At 72.8% G+C, this 18,467-nt stretch carries 16 protein-coding genes; 10 read left to right on the top strand and 6 right to left on the bottom strand.

Annotation, left to right across the window (positions count from 1 at the left end):
* Positions 1 to 34: 34 nt before the first annotated feature.
* Complete coding sequence (locus AF335_RS06970; protein WP_102917394.1) at positions 35 to 826, bottom strand: metal-dependent hydrolase; 792 nt, start codon at positions 824 to 826, stop codon at positions 35 to 37.
* 133 nt (positions 827 to 959) lie between these two features.
* Here AF335_RS06970 and AF335_RS06965 point away from each other — a divergent pair, with 133 nt between their 5' ends.
* Together AF335_RS06965 and AF335_RS06960 are read left to right on the top strand one after the other, a co-directional pair.
* Entirely contained in the window at positions 960 to 3,473 is a 2,514-nt protein-coding gene (locus AF335_RS06965; protein WP_102917393.1) for a DEAD/DEAH box helicase, read from the top strand.
* A 49-nt stretch (positions 3,474 to 3,522) separates the two neighbouring features.
* On the top strand, positions 3,523 to 4,389 hold the full coding sequence (locus AF335_RS06960) for an acyl-CoA thioesterase (RefSeq protein ID WP_102917392.1): 867 nt from the start codon (positions 3,523 to 3,525) through the stop codon (positions 4,387 to 4,389).
* A 30-nt stretch (positions 4,390 to 4,419) separates the two neighbouring features.
* On the opposite strand, the gene AF335_RS06955 is transcribed toward AF335_RS06960, so the two are convergent.
* Complete coding sequence (locus AF335_RS06955) at positions 4,420 to 5,331, bottom strand: DUF6397 family protein (RefSeq protein ID WP_102917391.1); 912 nt, start codon at positions 5,329 to 5,331, stop codon at positions 4,420 to 4,422.
* Positions 5,332 to 5,420: 89 nt separating this feature from the next.
* Positions 5,421 to 5,852, bottom strand: coding sequence for a roadblock/LC7 domain-containing protein (locus tag AF335_RS06950; protein WP_102917390.1), 432 nt, complete (start codon positions 5,850 to 5,852; stop codon positions 5,421 to 5,423).
* 212 nt (positions 5,853 to 6,064) lie between these two features.
* On the opposite strand from AF335_RS06950, the gene AF335_RS06945 reads away from it, so the two are divergent.
* Positions 6,065 to 6,679 (top strand): class I SAM-dependent methyltransferase, encoded by a 615-nt coding sequence (locus AF335_RS06945; protein ID WP_102917389.1) that lies wholly within the window; start codon positions 6,065 to 6,067, stop codon positions 6,677 to 6,679.
* 70 nt (positions 6,680 to 6,749) lie between these two features.
* Here AF335_RS06945 and AF335_RS06940 read toward each other — a convergent pair whose 3' ends face one another.
* Complete coding sequence (locus AF335_RS06940) at positions 6,750 to 7,643, bottom strand: oxygenase MpaB family protein (protein ID WP_102917388.1); 894 nt, start codon at positions 7,641 to 7,643, stop codon at positions 6,750 to 6,752.
* 99 nt (positions 7,644 to 7,742) lie between these two features.
* Between AF335_RS06940 and AF335_RS06935 the strand changes: the two genes are divergently transcribed.
* The 4 genes from AF335_RS06935 (at position 7,743) to AF335_RS06920 (ending at position 11,415) form a co-directional block, all read left to right on the top strand.
* On the top strand, positions 7,743 to 8,030 hold the full coding sequence (locus AF335_RS06935; protein ID WP_102917887.1) for a hypothetical protein: 288 nt from the start codon (positions 7,743 to 7,745) through the stop codon (positions 8,028 to 8,030).
* 157 nt (positions 8,031 to 8,187) lie between these two features.
* A complete protein-coding gene (locus AF335_RS06930; RefSeq protein ID WP_446557468.1) occupies positions 8,188 to 9,084 on the top strand; it encodes an alkaline phosphatase family protein in 897 nt (298 codons plus the stop codon).
* A gap of 2 nt (positions 9,085 to 9,086) precedes the next feature.
* Complete coding sequence (locus tag AF335_RS06925) at positions 9,087 to 10,388, top strand: MFS transporter (protein ID WP_102917387.1); 1,302 nt, start codon at positions 9,087 to 9,089, stop codon at positions 10,386 to 10,388.
* A gap of 7 nt (positions 10,389 to 10,395) precedes the next feature.
* Positions 10,396 to 11,415, top strand: coding sequence for a TolB-like translocation protein (locus tag AF335_RS06920; protein ID WP_102917386.1), 1,020 nt, complete (start codon positions 10,396 to 10,398; stop codon positions 11,413 to 11,415).
* Here the strand turns inward: AF335_RS06920 and AF335_RS06915 are convergent.
* Complete coding sequence (locus tag AF335_RS06915; RefSeq protein WP_102917385.1) at positions 11,402 to 12,454, bottom strand: fatty acid desaturase family protein; 1,053 nt, start codon at positions 12,452 to 12,454, stop codon at positions 11,402 to 11,404. The genes AF335_RS06920 and AF335_RS06915 overlap by 14 nt on opposite strands.
* Before the next feature lie 246 nt (positions 12,455 to 12,700).
* Between AF335_RS06915 and AF335_RS06910 the strand changes: the two genes are divergently transcribed.
* The 3 genes from AF335_RS06910 to AF335_RS06900 all read left to right on the top strand — a co-directional run bounded on the left by AF335_RS06910 (position 12,701) and on the right by AF335_RS06900 (position 17,865).
* A complete protein-coding gene (locus tag AF335_RS06910) occupies positions 12,701 to 15,601 on the top strand; it encodes a DEAD/DEAH box helicase (RefSeq protein WP_102917384.1) in 2,901 nt (966 codons plus the stop codon).
* Positions 15,598 to 16,857 (top strand): SWIM zinc finger family protein, encoded by a 1,260-nt coding sequence (locus AF335_RS06905; RefSeq protein ID WP_102917383.1) that lies wholly within the window; start codon positions 15,598 to 15,600, stop codon positions 16,855 to 16,857. The genes AF335_RS06910 and AF335_RS06905 overlap by 4 nt, the downstream gene beginning before the upstream one ends.
* A gap of 138 nt (positions 16,858 to 16,995) precedes the next feature.
* Positions 16,996 to 17,865, top strand: coding sequence for a YceI family protein (locus AF335_RS06900; RefSeq protein ID WP_102917382.1), 870 nt, complete (start codon positions 16,996 to 16,998; stop codon positions 17,863 to 17,865).
* On the opposite strand, the gene AF335_RS33970 is transcribed toward AF335_RS06900, so the two are convergent.
* Positions 17,859 to 18,188: a hypothetical protein gene (locus AF335_RS33970; protein WP_146045454.1), complete on the bottom strand. Its 330-nt coding sequence runs from the start codon at positions 18,186 to 18,188 to the stop codon at positions 17,859 to 17,861. The genes AF335_RS06900 and AF335_RS33970 overlap by 7 nt on opposite strands.
* Between the last annotated feature and the right edge of the window lie 279 nt (positions 18,189 to 18,467).

The following is an 18,467-nucleotide window of genomic DNA, read 5'->3' as shown; positions in this document are numbered from 1 at the left end:
GGGCCGGCGGTCGCCGGGCCGGGGCCCGGAGAGGTCAGATCACTCCCAGGGCCCCGAGACCGCCCACGCCGCCGAGCAGGACGAAGACCGGCATGAGGACCTTCAGCTCCACCCAGCTGCCCGCCCGGAAGCGCATGGCCTTCGGCGGTCCGATGGGATACCAGCGCTTGCGGCCTATGGGTATCGGCCAGAGGATCGGGCATCCGGAGACCGTGAGCGCGTCCCCGATGTCGTGCACGAGGGCGCCGAGGACGATGGGCAGGCCGAGCCACATGTACTCCTGGCCGGGCCCGGTGAAGAGCCAGTCGGCACCGTTGCCCGGTTCGTTGAGGACGCCGGCGAGTATCCAGGCGCTGGTGGCGCCGAGGAGCCATACGAGGACGTCGCTGGAGGTCCGGGCCATGCGCCACAGGAGCCCCTCGACGGCGAGCACCAGGTGGACGAAGAGGATGCCGAGCACGGCCCAGCGACCGCCGGTCATGGCGAGGACCGAGGCGCCCGTGCCGATGAGCACCGCCCAGAGCCAGGTGTGGGTGAGGGTGCGGTGACCGCCGTTGCGGCGGGGGTCGCCGTGGCCCCGGGTGGCCTTGTAGACGGAGTGCGACAGCTTGTCGATGATCTCGCAGAGGCCGCGTGAGATCGGGCCGAACGCTCTCGATATGGTGGCGGACTTGTGGTCGAGGTCGGGCGCGAGTGCCGCGCCAGCGCAGATCAGGGCGCCGACGATGAGCACCGGCCAGGGCATCGGGTGCCCGGCCGCCGCGACCGCCGATCCCACCCCCAGCCAGGCCGCAGCGCCCGAGAGCGAGTGCGCCGGTCCCATCATTCCGATTCCACCCCTTTTGTAGGCCGAAGTCCTGTTTTCCTGACATCGGGTCGGCGACTCAGCGTAGCCTCCGATGATCATCGATCCGCCGCCCGGTTCTCTGATCCGGCCATGGGCCAGGCAGTATGGAGGCGTGACCCTTATCGATCAGATGCCGAGCCATGCCGACCCCGATGCCCTTTTCGAAGCTTTCTCGACCTGGGCCGAGGAGCGGGGTATCTCGTTGTACCCCGCGCAGGAGGAGGCACTGATCGAGGTCGTCTCCGGAGCGAACGTGATCCTGTCGACGCCGACGGGGTCGGGCAAGAGCCTCGTCGCGGCCGGCGCGCACTTCACGGCGCTGGCCAATGACCAGGTGACCTTCTACACCGCGCCCATCAAGGCGCTGGTCTCGGAGAAGTTCTTCGACCTGTGCAAGATCTTCGGCACGGAGAACGTCGGCATGCTCACGGGCGACGCGTCGGTCAACGCCGACGCCCCCGTGATCTGCTGCACGGCCGAGGTCCTCGCCTCCATCGCGCTTCGGGACGGCAAGGACGCCGACATCGGCCAGGTCGTGATGGACGAGTTCCATTTCTACGCGGAGCCGGACCGGGGCTGGGCGTGGCAGATCCCGTTGCTCGAGCTGCCGCAGGCCCAGTTCATCCTGATGTCCGCGACGCTGGGTGACGTCTCCCGCTTCGAGGAGGACCTCACACGGCGCACCGGCCGACCCACCACCGTGGTCCGCTCCGCGACGCGACCGGTCCCGCTGTCCTACGAATACCGCGCGACGCCGCTCACCGAGACCCTGACCGAGCTGCTGCAGACGCAGCAGGCACCGGTGTACATCGTGCACTTCACCCAGGCGGCCGCCGTGGAGCGGGCGCAGGCGCTCATGAGCATCAATATGTGCTCGCGCGAGGAGAAGGACGAGATCGCCAAGCTGATCGGCAATTTCCGCTTCACCACGAAGTTCGGCCGGAACCTCTCGCGCTACGTACGGCACGGCATCGGGGTGCACCACGCGGGCATGCTGCCCAAGTACCGGCGCCTGGTGGAGCGGCTGGCGCAGGCCGGTCTGCTGAAGGTCATCTGCGGGACGGACACGCTGGGCGTCGGCGTCAACGTGCCGATCCGCACGGTGCTGTTCACCGCGCTCACGAAGTACGACGGCCAGCGGGTGCGCACGCTGCGGGCCCGGGAGTTCCACCAGATCGCGGGCCGGGCCGGCCGGGCGGGCTTCGACACGGCCGGATTCGTCGTCGCCCAGGCTCCCGAGCACGTCGTGGAGAACGAGAAGGCGCTGGCCAAGGCGGGCGACGACCCCAAGAAGCGGCGCAAGGTGGTCCGTAAGAAGGCCCCCGAGGGCTTCGTCAACTGGGGCGAGAACACCTTCGAGAAGCTCATCGCCTCCGAGCCGGAGCAGCTCACCTCCCGCTTCCGGGTCACGCACGCGATGCTGCTGGCCGTCATCGCACGGCCCGGCGACGCCTTCCAGGCGATGCGCCGGCTGCTGGAGGACAACCACGAGCCGCGCCGCAACCAGCTGCGGCACATCCGCCGCGCGATCGCCATCTACCGCTCGCTGCTGGACGGCGGGGTGGTCGAGCGGCTCGACGAGCCCGACGCCGAGGGCCGGATCATCCGCCTGACGGTGGACCTGCAGTCGGACTTCGCCCTCAACCAGCCGCTGTCGACCTTCGCGCTCGCCGCCTTCGAGCTCCTCGACCCGGAGTCGCCGTCCTACGCCCTGGACATGGTCTCCGTCGTCGAGTCGACGCTCGACGACCCCCGGCAGATCCTGGCCGCGCAGCAGAACAAGGCGCGCGGCGAGGCCGTGGCGGCGATGAAGGCGGACGGCGTCGAGTACGAGGACCGCATGGAGCGGCTCATGGACGTCACCTACCCCAAGCCGCTGGACGAGGTGCTGTCCCACGCCTACGACGTCTACCGCAGGAGCCACCCCTGGGTCGGCGACCACCCGCTGTCGCCGAAGTCGGTCATCCGCGACATGTACGAGCGCGCGATGACGTTCACGGAGTTCACCTCCCACTACGACCTCGCACGGACCGAGGGCATCGTGCTGCGCTACCTCGCCGGCGCGTTCAAGGCGCTGGACCACACCGTGCCCGACGACCTCAAGTCCGACGACTTCGAGGACCTGATCGCCTGGCTGGGCGAGATGGTGCGCCAGGTCGACTCCAGCCTGCTGGACGAGTGGGAGCAGCTGGCCAATCCGGAGGAGGAGACGGCGGAGCAGGCCCAGGAGCGGGCCGACCAGGTCAAGCCCGTCACCGCCAACGCCCGTGCCTTCCGGGTGCTGGTGCGCAACACGCTGTTCCGCCGGGTCGAGCTGGCCGCCCTCGACAAGGTCGGCGAGCTCGGCGAGATGGACGCCGAGTCCGGCTGGGACGAGGACCGCTGGGGCGAGGCCATGGACGCCTACTGGGACGAGTACGAGGAGCTGGGCACCGGCCCGGACGCCCGGGGCCCGAAGCTGCTGCGGATCGAGGAGAAGCCGGAGGACGGCCTGTGGCGCGTCCGGCAGACCTTCGCCGACCCGAACGGCGACCACGACTGGGGCATCTCCGCCGAGGTGGACCTCGCGGCCTCCGACGAGGAAGGCCGCGCGGTGGTCCGCGTCATGGACGTCGGCCAGCTGTAGCCTCCGAGACACCGCCCGCGCGGTGTCCTCGAGCGGTGAAGGAGTGCCGATGACCAGTGCCACCGACCGGCTGGTGGGTCTGCTCGACCTGGAGCGGATCGACCTGAACATCTTCCGGGGCCGCAGCCCGGACGAGTCGCTGCAGCGCGTCTTCGGCGGGCAGGTGGCCGGGCAGGCGCTGGTCGCGGCCGGGCGGACCACCGAGGGCGACCGCCCCGTGCACTCGCTCCACGCGTACTTCCTGCGCCCCGGCCGGCCCGGGGTGCCCATCGTGTACCAGGTGGAGCGGGTGCGCGACGGACGGTCCTTCACCACGCGGCGGGTGGTGGCCGTCCAGCAGGGACGCACGATCTTCAACCTCACCGCCTCCTTCCATCAGAGCGAGCCGGGGTTCGAGCACCAGGTGGCGGCGCCCGAGGTGCCGGGCCCCGAGGAGCTGCCCAAACTCGCCGACGAGATCCGCGAACATCTCGGCGGCGAGCTGCCGAGCGCGCTCCGGCACATGGAGCGCAGGCTGGCCTTCGACATCCGGTACGTGGACCGGCTGCGCTGGACCGCGCGGGAGCTGGCCGGCGCGGAGCCGCGCAGTGCGGTGTGGATGCGCGCGCTCGGGCCCCTCGGGGACGACCCGCTCGTGCATACCTGTGCCCTCACCTACGCGAGCGACATGACGCTCCTGGACGCGGTGCGCATCCCCGTCGAGCCGCTGTGGGGGCAGCGCGGCTTCGACATGGCCTCCCTGGACCACGCGATGTGGTTCCACCGGCCCCTCCACGCCGACCGGTGGTTCCTCTACCAGCAGGAGTCCCCGATCGCGACGGGCGCCAGGGGTCTGGCCCGCGGCCAGATCTTCGACCGCGAGGGACGGCTGCTGGTCTCGGTGATGCAGGAAGGGCTCTTCCGCAAGATGCCGTGAGCGGGCGTCGGCCCGCGCGCCGACGGTACGTCACGCCCGGCCCCGCAGCCGCCCCCACAGCGCGCGCCACCCCACCGTCGCCCCGACCGGCGCCGCCTCCGGCCGCGCCTCCTGGGCCGGGGGCCCTTCCCTGGCCGGCACGGCTTCCGGATGACCTTCCGGCCGGGGCAGCGGCCGGGCGGCGCGGGCCCGCGCCAGCGCGGCGGTGAGCTGCCGCCGGTACCAGGCGATCTCGTCGGGGTCCGCCGCCAGGGTCACCCGGTCGACCACCGCGCGGACGGCCCCGGTGTCCGCGCGCACGGCGGACAGCTCCGGCCTCAGCTCGCTCACCCGGGCCCGTTCGCACGGATCCGGCACCGCGTCGGCCAGCTGCTCCGGGCCGAGCACCGACGCGGTGACCGCCGCCCGCTCCCATGGGTCGTCGGTCCGGGCCAGGAGCTGGTCGAGCCGCCGGGCGCGCCAGCCGCGGGCCCGGCGGTCCTCGCGCTGCTCCAGGGCGTCGCGCAGGGCCGGCGGCGTGCGACCGGTGAGGAGCTCGGGGCTGACGTCGGCGAATTCCACGAGGTCGGCTGCCAGATAGTGCCAGACCACGGCGCGATAACGGTTGACGTAGAAGCGGACGGGGGCGAAGCAGCCCGCCCTGGCCAGGCGTCCGAACCGCGCCGTGCTGATGCCCATGAGTTCGGCGCCCTCGGACGTGCCCACCACCCACAGCCGGGTGCGCAGGGCCTCCGGGAACCCCGGGCCCGCCAGATGCCGGTCGATCTCCTCCCGCGCGACCCGGGGGTGCCGACCGCCCGGCCCCGCGGTGACGGTCCGCACGAGCCCCAGCTGAACGGCCAGCTCGAACTCGCGCGGCTTGAGCTCCAGCTCCCGCGCGGCCCTCGCGAACGGGACGGCGGTCGACGCCGCCCCTCGTTTCTGATGCTCCCGCACTGTCATGACAGCCTCCCCGCCCTCACTTCGGTCACCGACAGTGACGAAGATAGCGTCGGGGTGCGACAGCGCGTCAGCCCTGTGGATAACTCCCGTCAGCGTCGGCGGCCGGGGGCCTGCCCCGTGCCGTCGGCGTCCCCCTGCTGCCGGATCTCGATGCCCAGGTGTTCGCCGACGCGGTTGACCAGCAGCGTCATCTCGTAGGCGACCTGGCCGATGTCCGCGCCCGGCCCGCCGAGGACGCACAGGCAGCTCCCGCCCCCCGCCGCCGTCACGAACAGCACGCCTTCGTCGAATTCGACCATCGTCTGGCGTACCCCGCCCGCCCTGAACTGCCGCCCGGTGCCCTTCGCGAGGCTGTGCAGCCCGGACGCGACCGCCGCGAGGTGCTCGGCGTCCTCCCTCTCGAGGGAGGTGCTCGAGCCCGTCACCAGGCCGTCGTTGGACAGCACCAACGCGTGGCGTATGTTCTCGACGCGCTCGGTCAGGTCGTCGAGCATCCAGTCGAGTTCCTTGCTGAGTGCCATGTCCCGCCTCCCCGTTCCGCTCTTCCCCGTGGCTGCCGTGCCAGCCTCGCCCACCGGCGCGCCGTCGGCAACCCGCCCGCTCCGCCAGCACTCCCCTGTTGGCCAGTTGACGCAAGATGGGAACACGGCGCGGACAAGGTCACGACGGCTCATCCCGTAGCCGGACGGACCGGACAGGACAGGCGATTCCGCCTCGACGAAGGAGCTACGACGTGAGCGACGACCCCACCCGGGTGAAGGAGTTCTTCACCGCACGGGCCGACGGCTGGGATGCCCGGTTCCCCGACGACGGGCCCGCCTACGGGGCGGCCGTCGCCGACCTCGGCCTGCGCCCCGGCGACGCCGTCCTGGACGCGGGGTGCGGCACGGGCCGGGCGCTGCCGGCGCTGCGCGGCGCGGTGGGCCCGCGCGGGACCGTCCTGGGCGCGGACCTCACGCCGGCGATGCTGCGGGCCGCCGTACGGGCCGGCCGGGAGCGCGAAGGACGGCTCCTCCTGGCGGACGTCACACGTCTGCCGCTCCGGGACGGCTCGGTCGACGCCGTCTTCGCCGCCGGTCTCATCTCCCATCTCGCCGACGCGGAGGCGGGTTTCCGGGAGCTGGCACGGGTGGCCCGCCCCGGCGGCCGCCTCGCGCTCTTCCACCCCGTGGGGCGGGCGGCGCTCGCCGCGCGGCACGGGCGGCAGATCACCGCGGACGACGAACGGGCGGAGGAGAACCTCGGGCCGTTCCTGGGGAGGAGCGGGTGGCGGATGGTGTCGTACGTGGACGAGGACGCGCGGTTCCTGGTGATCGCCGAGATGTCACCGGGTCCGGACGGCGCCTGACGCCCCGGCCGCGTCCGATACCGCGGCCAGGGCGTCGGCATGCGGGCCGGTCAGCATATGAGGGGAAGCATCACTTCCCGTGGGGCACCGGACACGCCCCCAGCCGCTTGGGCGCCGAGGAGCCGTGGAAAGTGCCGAGTTCGGCGACGTCGTATCCGTTCGGATAGCCCTTGATCTCGGGGTTCTGACGGGCGTGGTGCGGGGTGCGCCTCGGCGGGAGGAGTCGCACGGCCTTGGCCCTGGCGCGCAGCGCGCCATGGACCAGGGCGCGGGCGGCGGGGTGCGGGCTCTCGTAGCGGAACGCGCGCAGCAGCGGGTCGTCCAGAAGCGCCTTGCTCGCGCCACGGACAAGTGGAGCCAGCGGCGCCGGATACCAGGAGGCCATCAGGTCCAAAGTGGCGTCCGAGACGGCCCGCCCGCTCTCGTCCCACCCGAAGTGGGCGTCCTCGTACTCGTCGAGGCAGCGGCCGAAGTCGTCATAGGTCTCGGGAATGTCCTGGATGCCCATATGCCGGCCGAGAGTCCGGTAGTACGCCGCCATGGCCCGCCGCTCGTGCTCGGAAACCCTTCGCCAGCCGTAGCGGTCGAGCCACCTTCCGGGGATCGCGACAAAGGTGCACAGGACGTAGCGCATATCGTCGTTGCTGATGTCATAGCTGCGGTGCATCTGGTTGATACGGCGGATCGCCGAGCGGCCGGTCTCACTGGCGAAGCCGTGCTCGACGACCGCGTCGAGCAGCAGCGTGGTGTCGTCGTAGCGCTTCTGCGTACGGTCGACGAACTCGCCGGTCTCGCCGAGGAGGCGGCCGATGCTGGGCACGGCGTAAGTCCTGTAAAGGGCGAGCTCCAATGCCCGTGTCACGTCCCAGGGGAATTCCAGGGTCGCTGTGATCTGATAGATCCGCAGGAAGTCCTTCTCGGGGTCGAGCCGCTGAATCTCCCTGAGCCAGTCGAAGCGTTTCACCGCACGGTCTCCCTTTCGTTCGTCGGAGGTTCAACTCTACGGGCGAAGGGCACACTTGAACGACCGTACGGCAAACACTTCACGGGGCAGGTGATCCGCGTGTTCGACAAGCTCCGCAGGCGTTTCGAGAATGCCTGGCACGTCCCTTCGCCACCACCGCCCGCGGGACGGCAGCGCAATCTCTTCGAGGCGGCCGCCACCTATGTGGCGGCATGCGCCGAGGACGACCACGAGCGGTGCGCCGAGGTGTCCCGGTGGGTGTCGCCGGAGGCCCTCTGTTTCGGCGTGAACGAGCTCGCCTGCCGGGCCGTCATAGCGCTCGCCCGCGAGCACGACGAGTCACCGCAGCGCGTGGCCCGGTCCCTGCTCGGCCTGCCGGGGGCCTGACGCCCGGCCCCTCGGACGCTCATGTTCCGCTCGACCACTGTTCCCCGTTCCGTCACCCGAAAGGCGTGTACATGCCATTCTGCCGGTCCTACATTTCCCTCGAAGCCGCAGGCACCCACCCCCTGCCCCCATCCCGCTCCCCCTGTACGGAGGATCCGTGTCCGCCGCAGCGCGCCACCCCCACAGACCTCGTCGCCCCCGTCGTCGCCATCTGGGCGCCCTGACCGCGTCCCTCGCGCTCGCCGCCACGTCCGTGGGCCTGTGGGCCTCCGAGTCCTCGGCCGCGGCGGCCGTGCCCACGCCCGACCACGTCGTGGTCGTCGTCTTCGAGAACCACGCGTACGGTCAGGTCATCGGTACCTCCAGCGCCCCGTACATCAACTCCCTGGCCTCCGGGGGCGCCAACCTGACCGGCTCGTACGCCGAGACGCACCCCAGCCAGCCGAACTACTACGCGCTCTTCTCGGGCGACACCCAGGGCGTCACCGACGACAGCTGTGTCACGCCCGGGTTCAGCGACGAAGCCAACCTCGCCTCCGAGCTCGTCGCCGCCGGCAAGACCTGGGGCAGCTACAACGAGTCCCTGCCGGGCGAGGGCTCGACCGTGTGCAAGAGCGGCAAGTACGCGCAGAAGCACAACCCGTGGTTCGGCTTCGGGAACGTGCCCACCGACACCGCGCACACGATGAGCGCCTTCCCCACCGACTACGCCGAGCTCCCGACGGTCTCCTTCGTCGTCCCGAACCTCTGCAGCGACATGCACGACTGCTCGGTGCAGACCGGGGACACCTGGCTGAAGAACAACCTCAAGGGCTACGCCGACTGGGCCAAGTCGCACAACAGCCTGCTCCTCATCACCTTCGACGAGGACAACAGGCTGAGCGGCAACCGCATCCCGACCGTCCTCTACGGCCAGCCCGTCAAGGCGGGCACCACGTCGGCGTCGACCTACAACCACTACGACGTGCTGCGCACCCTCGAGGACATGTACGGCACCACGCACGCCGGACAGGCCGCGAACGCCAAGGACATCACCGGCATCTGGACCAGCTGACCGTGTACGTCGCGGACAGCCGCACCGTTCCGGACCGGACCCCGGACCACCCCGACACCGCCGGCCGGCGGCCCCTCCCCGGCCGGCGGGCCGCCGCGGTCCCCGGGGCGGTTCTCGCCCTGGGGACCGTCAGCCTGGTCACCGACGTCTCCTCGGAGATGGTGACCGCCGTCCTGCCGCTCTACCTCGTCGCCGAGCTCGGCCTCTCCCCGCTCGGCTTCGGCCTTCTGGACGGCGTCTACAACGGTGTCAGCGCGCTCGTACGCCTCGTGGGCGGCAGACTCTCCGACCGGGGCGGCGGACCCAAGGCCGTCGCCCTGGCCGGCTACGGGCTGTCGGCCCTCTGCAAGCCCCTGCTGCTCGTCGCGCACGGCATGCCGCTGATCGGCGCGGTGCTGGCCGCCGACCGCACCGGCAAGGGGCTGCGCACGGCGCCGCGCGACGCGATGATCTCGCTCGCCTGCGAACCCGGTGCGCGAGGACGGGCGTTCGGGGTGCACCGGGCGATGGACACGGCGGGGGCGCTCCTCGGCCCGCTCGTGGCCTTCGCGATCCTTCGGGTCGCCGCCGGCGGCTACGACGCCGTCTTCACCGTCAGCGGCTGCGTGGCCGCCCTGGGCGTCCTCGTCCTCCTGCTGTTCGTACCGGGCCGGGCCGCCGCGTCCCCGGCCCCCGCGCCCGGGGAGGGCGGGCCGCCGCTGCGCGCCGTGCTGCGGAGCCCCGCCGTCCGCCGGCTGACCGGCTGCGCCGTGCTGCTGGGCCTGACCACGGTCAGCGACTCCTTCCTCTACCTCACCCTGCAACGGCGCCTGGACCTGTCGGAGGCGTGGTTCCCCTTGCTGCCCCTGGGGACGGCCTCCGCCTTCCTCCTGCTGGCCGTCCCGCTGGGCATGCTCGCGGACCGCGTGGGCCGGCGGAGGCTCTTCCTCTGCGGCCATCTCGCGCTCCTCGCGGCGTACGGCCTGCTCGTCGCCCCGCTCGGCGAGTCCGCCACGCTCTGCTGCCTCGTGCTCGCGCTCCACGGCGGCTTCTACGCGGCCACCGACGGCGTCCTGGCCGCCGCGACCGCCGACGCCGTGCCGAGCGCGGTACGGGGCACCGGTCTGGCCGTGGTGCAGACGGGCCAGGCCGCGGCCCGCTTCGTCTGCTCGATCGCCTTCGGGACGGCCTGGACCGTCTGGGGCGACCGTACGGCGCTGGGCGCGGCGGCCGCCGGTCTCCTCGTGTCCACCGCCGCCGGCGCGCTTCTGCTGCGCCCCGTGCCCGCCGAGAACCCCCACCGGAGTCCTTCCGTTGAACCGTAAGAGCCGTATGAACCGTAAGAGCCGCGTTCTGATCCTCCTGGTCGCGGTCCTCGTCCTCGGCGGTGTCGCCCTGGGCGCCACCTTGCACGCCGCCGGGCGGGCGGGGGAGAAGGACCGCGCCCAGGCCGGCGGGCCGCTTGTGCGCTCCGGTGAGGTCACTCTGGACGCGCCGGGGGTCGGCGTCTTCCGGAACATGGCCTGGGGCCCGCACCGCGACGAGATCGCGTCGGTCCCGGCCGGGGACCCCACGGGCCCGCGCACCTCGTCCGGGGTCCGCTGTCTGCGCTTCCACACGGCCGGCGGCACCGGCGTCTGTCTGCAGGCGGTGCGCGGCGGGCTCCGCGACGCCTACCGCGCCGTGATCCTCGACTCGCGCCTGCGCGAGCTGCGTCGCTACGACCTGGCGGGCGTGCCGTCCCGCGCCCGCGTCTCGCCCAGCGGCCGCAGCGCCGCCTGGACCGTGTTCGTCAGCGGCGACTCGTACGCGGGCGCGGCGTTCTCGACGCGTACATCGGTGCTCGACCTCCGCACCGGCCGATCGGACCGGACGCTGGAGGACTACCGCTTCCTCCTCGACGGCAGGCCGCGGAGGCCGGCGGACCTCAACATCTGGGGTGTGACCTTCGCCGACGACAACCGTTTCTACGCCACGGCCGCGACCGGCGGACGGACGTACCTCGTCCAAGGTGACCGCGCCGCCCGGACCTTGCGGACGCTGCACCCCAACGTCGAGTGCCCGTCGCTGTCGCCCGACGGGACGCGGGTCGCCTACAAGAAACGCGTGGAGGGCGCGTCCTCGGACGCACCCTGGCGGCTGTACGTACTGGACCTGCGCACGCTGCGGGAGACGGCCACGGCCGAGCGGCGGAGCGTCGATGATCAGGCGGTCTGGCGGGACGGGAGGACCCTCGTCTACTCCCTGCCGGGCGACTACGGATCCGATCTGTGGACCGTGCCGGCGGACGGTTCCGGCAGCCCGTCGCTCTCGATGCGGGCCGCCCTGGCCCCGGCCTTCACCGGCCGGTGAGGGCGCGGTCCGCGCGCAGCGGGGCGCCCACCTCGTGCATGTGGCGCAGCGCCTGACGGTAGGAGTCCACGAGGCCGGTCTCCGCGTACGGCAGTCCGGTCACGCGGCAGTGCTCGCGCACCAGGGGCCTGGCGAGGCGCAGGTGGGGGCGGGGCATGCTGGGGAAGAGGTGGTGCTCGATCTGGTAGTTCAGCCCGCCGAGGAACCAGTCCGTCAGCGGGCCCCCGCGTACGTTGCGCGAGGTGAGGACCTGACGGCGGAGGTGTCCCCAGCGCTCGCCGTCCGGGTCGGGCATCTCCATGCCCTTGTGGTTGGGGGCGAAGACGGCACCGAGGTGCAGGCCGAAGAGCGCGTGGTGCAGGAGCGCGAAGGCGACCGCCTTACCGAGGGACATCGACGACAGGAGGAGGGTCGCGTAGCCCGCCCAGTGGAGGGCCATCAGCGTCGCCTCCACCCGGCGTTCCGGTGCCTCTTGCCTTTTGAGGTCGCGGACGCCCGAAACCTTCAGGTTGAGACCTTCGAGAAGGAGCATGGGGAAGAAGAGCCGGGCCTGATTGCGGGTGAGCCAGCGGACGAAGGCCCCTTCGCGCTGCGCGGCCTGTCGCTGTGTCCATACGAGCGCGCCGACCCCGACGTCCGGGTCCTTGTCCACGTGGTTGGGGTTGGCGTGGTGGCGGTTGTGCTTGTCGTTCCACCAGCCGTAGCTCATGCCGAGCAGCAGATCGGCGTGGAGCAGGCCGATCAGGCGGTTGCCCCGCCGGGTGGCGGCTATCTGGGAGTGTCCGCCGTCGTGGCCGACGAAGCAGGCCCTGGCGCAGAACACCGCCGCGGGAACGGCCAGCGCCAGGGTCCACCAGGAGTCGCCGACGAGCGCGATCGCGGCGGCCGTGGCGGCGAGCGCGAGCAGGTTGGCGACGATGGTGAGCGCGTACCAACCGCGGCGGCGTTCGAGCAGGCCCTGTTCCCTGACCTGGCGCAGCAGCGGGGCGAAGTCACTGCCCGCGACGCGTTCGGCGGGTGGGGCGGTGGCCTGGGGCATGACGTCTCCGGAGGGTCGGGCAACGGGCTGACCTCACAGAACGTACGGATCGGGGGCAGGGGACAGCCATGGCGGCACCACCCGGATCCCTGGGGGGTCTGCCCCTGCCGGCTCAGGGGGGCTGGCTACACCCCCCTCAGGACGTGTGTCGCGCCTCACTCCCGGAATACCCCCCTCCGGGATGCTCATCCTGTATCCTCGGCCGCTCCTGGCTCCACTAGTCAAATTTGAGGAGTGCGCAGCTCTGTGACACCGCCCTCTGCCGCAACACCCTCCGAGATCTCCCTGCTCGCCCGCAGTTCCGCGGTCTTCCTCCCCGGCGACCCCGCCCGGACGGGGCGGGTGGCCTTCTACCGCCCCGGCGGCGACCCGCCCGCCGGACCCGGCACCGCCGAGGACCTGACCGTCGCCGTCGCCGACGGGACCGGCGTCGGCACCATGGACGTACGGGCCCTGGTGCTGCCCGTACGCGAGGCCGTGCCCGTGCTCACCCGCGCGCGGGCCGCGCGCGCCGACGAGGCGGCGGCCTTCTGGGGAGCCGCCGCGGTGCTCGCCCTGCAACTGGCCGCGCGTGGCCGCCTGCTGCCCGGTCTGACGGCGACCGACCACGACGCCTGGCGCGTCGGACCGCTCGCCCCCGAGGACCTGGCCCGGGTGCGGGAACTGGCCGCCGCCATGCCGCCCGCCGCGCACGCCGTGCCCCTGCCCGGCACCGGTCCGCTGCTGCTGCCCGATCCGGAGCGGCTCGTCCGCTCCTTCCTGGACGCGGTCGCCGACGGCCTGCCCCGCTCCCCCGCCGCGGCGCTGGCCACGGGCGAACCCGCCTTCGCCGCACCCGAGCCGCAGCGGACGCCCGCCCGGCGCACCTGGGCCGACAGCATCGCCGCCGGGCACGACGCGGGCGTGCGCCTCTCGCTCCGGGTCGAGGTCCTGGGGCTCGGCGAGGAGGCGGCGCCGCGCTTCCGGGCCGTGCTCCAGCTGCACAGCCTCACCGACCCCGCGCTCGTCGCCGACGCCTCCGAGGTCTGGTCCGGGGCCTCCCCGGTGGCGGCCGCGCTCGGCCGGGGCGCGCGGATGAACGCGCTGCTCGCCCTGCGCCGCGCCGCGCACGCCTGGCCCGCGCTCACCCCGCTGCTGTCCGCCGCCGCGCCCGACGCCGTCGACCTCGCCGACGAGGAGGTCGGCGAGCTGCTCGGGGCCGCCTCGGCGGCGCTGGACGCCACCGGCGTCCAGGTGCACTGGCCCAAGGACATGGCGCGCGAGCTCACCGCGCGCGCCGTCGTCGGCCCGCCCGACACCGACGGCGACGGCGACGGCGACGGCGACGGCGACGACCGTAAGGCGTTCGGCAAGGACCGTTCCGGGATGCCCTCCCTGCTGTCGGCGGACGCCCTGCTCACCTTCAGCTGGCGGTTCGCCGTCGGCGACCAGGAACTGACGAAGGAGGAGCTGGACCTGCTCGCGGAGGCCAGCCGGCCGGCCGTGCGCCTGCGCGACCAATGGGTGCTCGTCGACCCCGAGTCCGTCCGCCGCGCCCTCGGCCGGCGGGACCGCGCGCTCACACCGGTCGAGGCGCTCGGCGCCGCCCTCACGGGCCGCGCGCCCGCCCGGGAGGCCGGCGACGGCGACGAGACCGTCGAGGTGGCGGCGACCGGCTGGCTGGCGGCCCTGCGGGACCGCATCGCCGACCCGGACGCGGGCGGGGAGCCGCTCGCCCAACCCACCGCGCTCGCCGCCACCCTGCGCGACTACCAACTGCGCGGTCTGGCCTGGCTCCACCGGATGACCTCGCTCGGCCTCGGCGGCTGCCTGGCCGACGACATGGGCCTCGGCAAGACCGTCACCCTCATCGCCCTCCACCTGCACCGCGCGACGCTCCCCGAGGCGGCCGGACCCACCCTGGTGGTGTGCCCGACCTCCCTCATGGGCAACTGGCAGCGCGAGATCGAGAAGTTCGCGCCCGGGACGCCCGTACGCCGCTTCCACGGCCCCGGCCGGACCCTGGACGGCCTGGCCGACGGCGAGTTCGTCCTCACCACCTACGGAACGATGCGGCTCGACCCGGAACGGCTGTCCGCCACCGGCTGGGGCATGGTCGTCGCGGACGAGGCGCAGCACGTCAAGAACCCGTACTCGGACACCGCCAAGCGGCTGCGGGACATCGGCGCGAAGGCGCGGGTCGCGCTCACCGGCACGCCGGTGGAGAACAACCTCTCCGAGCTGTGGGCGATCCTCGACTGGACGACGCCCGGGCTCCTCGGCTCCCTGGGCGCCTTCCGCAGGCGCTACGCCGAGGCCGTCGAGGGCGGTGCCGACCCGGCCGCCGCCGAGCGCCTGGCGGCCCTCGTGCGGCCGTTCCTGCTGCGCCGCCGCAAGTCCGACCCCGGGATCGCCCCCGAGCTGCCGCCGAAGACCGAGACGGACCGCGCGGTCGCGCTCACCAAGGAGCAGGCGGGTCTGTACGAGGCCGTGGTGCGGGAGATCCTCGCCGAGGTCGAGGGGGCGGACGGCATCGAGCGGCGGGGGCTGATCGTCAAGCTCCTCACCGGGCTGAAGCAGATCTGCAACCACCCCTCGCAATACCTGAAGGAGCCCGGCAGCCCCCGGATCGCGGGCCGTTCGGGCAAGGTCGAGCTGCTCGACGAACTGCTGGACACCATCCTCGCGGAGGGCGCGAGCGTGCTGGTGTTCACGCAGTACGTGCAGATGGCCCGGTTGCTGGAGCGGCACCTGGCGGACCGGGGCGTCGCGGCGCAGTTCCTGCACGGCGGCACGCCGGTGCCCCGGCGCGAGGAGATGGTGCGGCGCTTCCAGGACGGCGAGGTCCCGGTCTTCCTGCTGTCCCTCAAGGCGGCCGGCACGGGCCTGAACCTCACCCGGGCCGGGCACGTGGTGCACTTCGACCGCTGGTGGAACCCCGCCGTCGAGGCGCAGGCCACCGACCGCGCCTACCGCATCGGCCAGACGCAGCCCGTGCAGGTCCACCGCCTGGTCACCGAGGGCACGATCGAGGACCGGATCGCGGAGATGCTCACCCGCAAGCAGGCCCTGGCGGACGCCGTGCTGGGCTCCGCGGAGGCGGCCGTGACCGAACTGACCGACGCCGAGCTCGCCGAGCTCGTCGCACTGAGGGGGGCCGGACGATGACCGGGCACGACAGCGTGGAACGGATCTTCGCGGCCCTGCCGCCCGAGCCCGGGCGCGCCTTCGCCCGGAGCTGGTGGGGGCGCGCGTGGCTCAAGGCGCTGGAGGACACGGCGCTGGACGGCAGACAGGTGAAGGCGGGGCGCAGCCACGCGCGCGCGGGCGCGGTGGGCGCGGTGTCCGTCCGGCCCGGCCGGATCACGGCGCTCGTACGGGACCGCGACGGGACCGCGTACCGCTCCGATGTGACGGTCCAGCAGTTCTCCGCCGCCGAGTGGGACCGGCTGCTGGACCTGGTGGCCGAGCGGGCCGGACACATCGCCGCGCTGCTCGACCACGACATACCGGCGCATCTGGCCGAGGACGCGCTCGCGGCGGGGGTCGAGCTGCTGCCCGGCATCGGCGACCTGGAGCCGGAGTGCGGCTGCGAGGCATGGGACCACTGCACACACACGGTGGCGCTGTGCCATCAAGTGGCCAGGCTCCTCGACGAGGACCCCTTCGTGCTGCTGCTCATGCGTGGACGCGGGGAGCGCGAGCTGCTGGACGACGTGCAGGCGCGCAGCGCCTCCCACGCCCCCGAACAGGCCGTCGAGACGCCGCCGGGGGTTTCCGCCCTGGACGCCTTCGCGGCGGGCACGGGCCCTCGCGCCCTGCCCGATCCGCCGCCGGTGGACGCCCCCGGCCGGCCCCTCGCGCTCGCCGCCGACACCCCGCCCCCGCCCGGGCTCGACATCGAGGCGCTGGAGTTCCTCGCCGCGGACGCCGCGGCCCGCGCCCGGCGACTGCTCGCGGAGGCCCTGGCACCGGGGCACGAACGGACGCCCGTGGCGGCGGGTCTGACCGTGTCCCAGGACGCGGTCCGGCTCGCCGCGGCGCGTCCGCCCGGCCGGGTCGCCGCCAGGCTCGCGGCCGGTTCGGGCCGCGACGGCGCCGCGCTGACGAGGGCCGTACGGGCCTGGGAGTGCGGCGGACCGGCCGCGCTGGCCGTCCTGGAGGAGGAATGGGCGCCGGAGCCCGAGGCACTGGCGCGCGCGGGGGCCCAACTGGCCGCCGCGTGGGAGGAGGGCCCGGCGCCCCGGCTGAGGGCGACGCGCAACCGGTGGACGGTCGTCGGCACCGGGGCGCAGCTGCGCTACGGGCCGGACGGCCGCTGGTGGCCCTACCGCCGGGAGGGCGGCCACTGGCTGCCGGCGGGTCCCTGCGCGCACGATCCCGCGACGGCCCTCGCCGAGCTCCTTACGGAGCACCACGCGTAAACCGGAGCACGTGAAACCGAAGGCGACACGGTCGAGATATCTGGCTTTCCAAGGCGATCGGGAGCGTTTTGCCTATCAGTGACAAAATATGGTGATCTAGTCTTCAATCACCTTCTGGTCACGGAAAGGTCCTTTGGGATGGCTTTCGCCCTGCTGCGCCGTTACAAGCGTTCCCCTCTCCGGGAGAACGCCCCGATCCCGTACGGCGCGGGGGCCCTCGACTGTGTCGTCCTCGACCCGGTGCGTCTCCCCCTGCACAGAGCCGAGGTGTCCGTCCGGGACGTCCACGGCCAGGAGGTCGTGCACGGCCAGACGGACCCTCACGGCCGCTTCGCGGCGACCGTGGCGCCGGGCGAGTACAGCGTCGCCGTGACCGCCGAGGGGTTCACGCCCGTACGCCGCACGTTCGAGTCCACGGACGGCGTACGGACGGCCCTCGACCCGATGGCCCTGGAGCCGGCGCCGACCCCCTCCATGCCCTCGCCGGGCGCGTGGCGCGTCGATCCCGACCACACGGCCGTGCGCTTCATCGCCCGGCACATCGGGCTCGCCGAGGTCCACGGCCGGTTCAACCGCTTCGAGGGCTCCCTGTGGATCGGCGAGCGCATGGAGGACTCCCGGCTCGACGTGGTCATCGAGACCGCGAGCATCGACACCGGTGTCGCCCAGCGCGACGCGCACCTGTGCTCCGCGGGGTTCCTGAACGTGGCGAAGTTCCCCCACATGCAGTTCACCAGCGAGCGCTTCGTCCACCGGGGCGGTTCGCGGTGGACCGTCCAGGGAGTGCTCAACCTGCACGGCGTCAGCCGGAACGTCTCCCTCGACACCCGGTACCTGGGCATCGGCACCGGTGTCATGGGCGAGACCCGTACCGCCTGCTCGGCTTCGACCGAGCTGCACCGGGAGGACTTCACCCTGGACTGGCGCTCCATGCTGCAGCGCGGGATCGCCATGATCGGCGCGACGATCAGGATCGAGCTCGACATCCAGGCCGTGCCCGCTCAGTGACCGGGGCCCGGCGCCCGGCCGGCGGTCACGACGGGCTTGCTGTCGGGGAGCCTCGGCAGCAGTTCGGTGGGGAAGCCGCTGGGCCAGCTCGTCGGGAAGCCCGACGGCAGACTCGTGGGCAGCTTGGTGGGCAGGGTCGTGGGCAGGACGCTGGGCAGGGCCGTCGGCAGCCCCGAGGGCAGACCGCTGGGCAGGGCGAAGGACGGTGACGGAGCCCCGGACGGGTTTCTCCCGCCCGGCCCGTCCCGCTTCTCGCCGGCGCCGTCCCTGATGAACAGCACGGCGCCCAGCGCGAGCGCCGCGATGACCACCAGCACGACCACGGCGACGGCGATCCGCCGCCCACCGCCCTCTCCGCCGGGCGGTCGCCCGGGGTCCCAGGGCGGCTGCCCGGGACCGAAACCGCCCGGCGGCGGGGGCGGCGGGCCGTAGGGCGGTCCGGGTGGACCGGGCGGGCCAGGTGGACCGGGTGGACCAGGGGATTCGGTCATACGGTCCAGGCTCCCCGCGTCCGCACCTCCGCCACCGCGCGATGACGGTACCGCCACATCTTCCGCTCCGGATCATGACATTCCACCGCCCGCCGGACGGCGTGCCCGGCC

The sequence above is a fragment of the Streptomyces eurocidicus genome (genome assembly GCF_002891295.1).
Classification (GTDB): Bacteria; Actinomycetota; Actinomycetes; order Streptomycetales; family Streptomycetaceae; genus Streptomyces; species Streptomyces eurocidicus.
The sequence above is the reverse complement of the archived record's forward strand: the minus strand, read 5'-3'. Positions and strand labels throughout refer to the sequence as shown.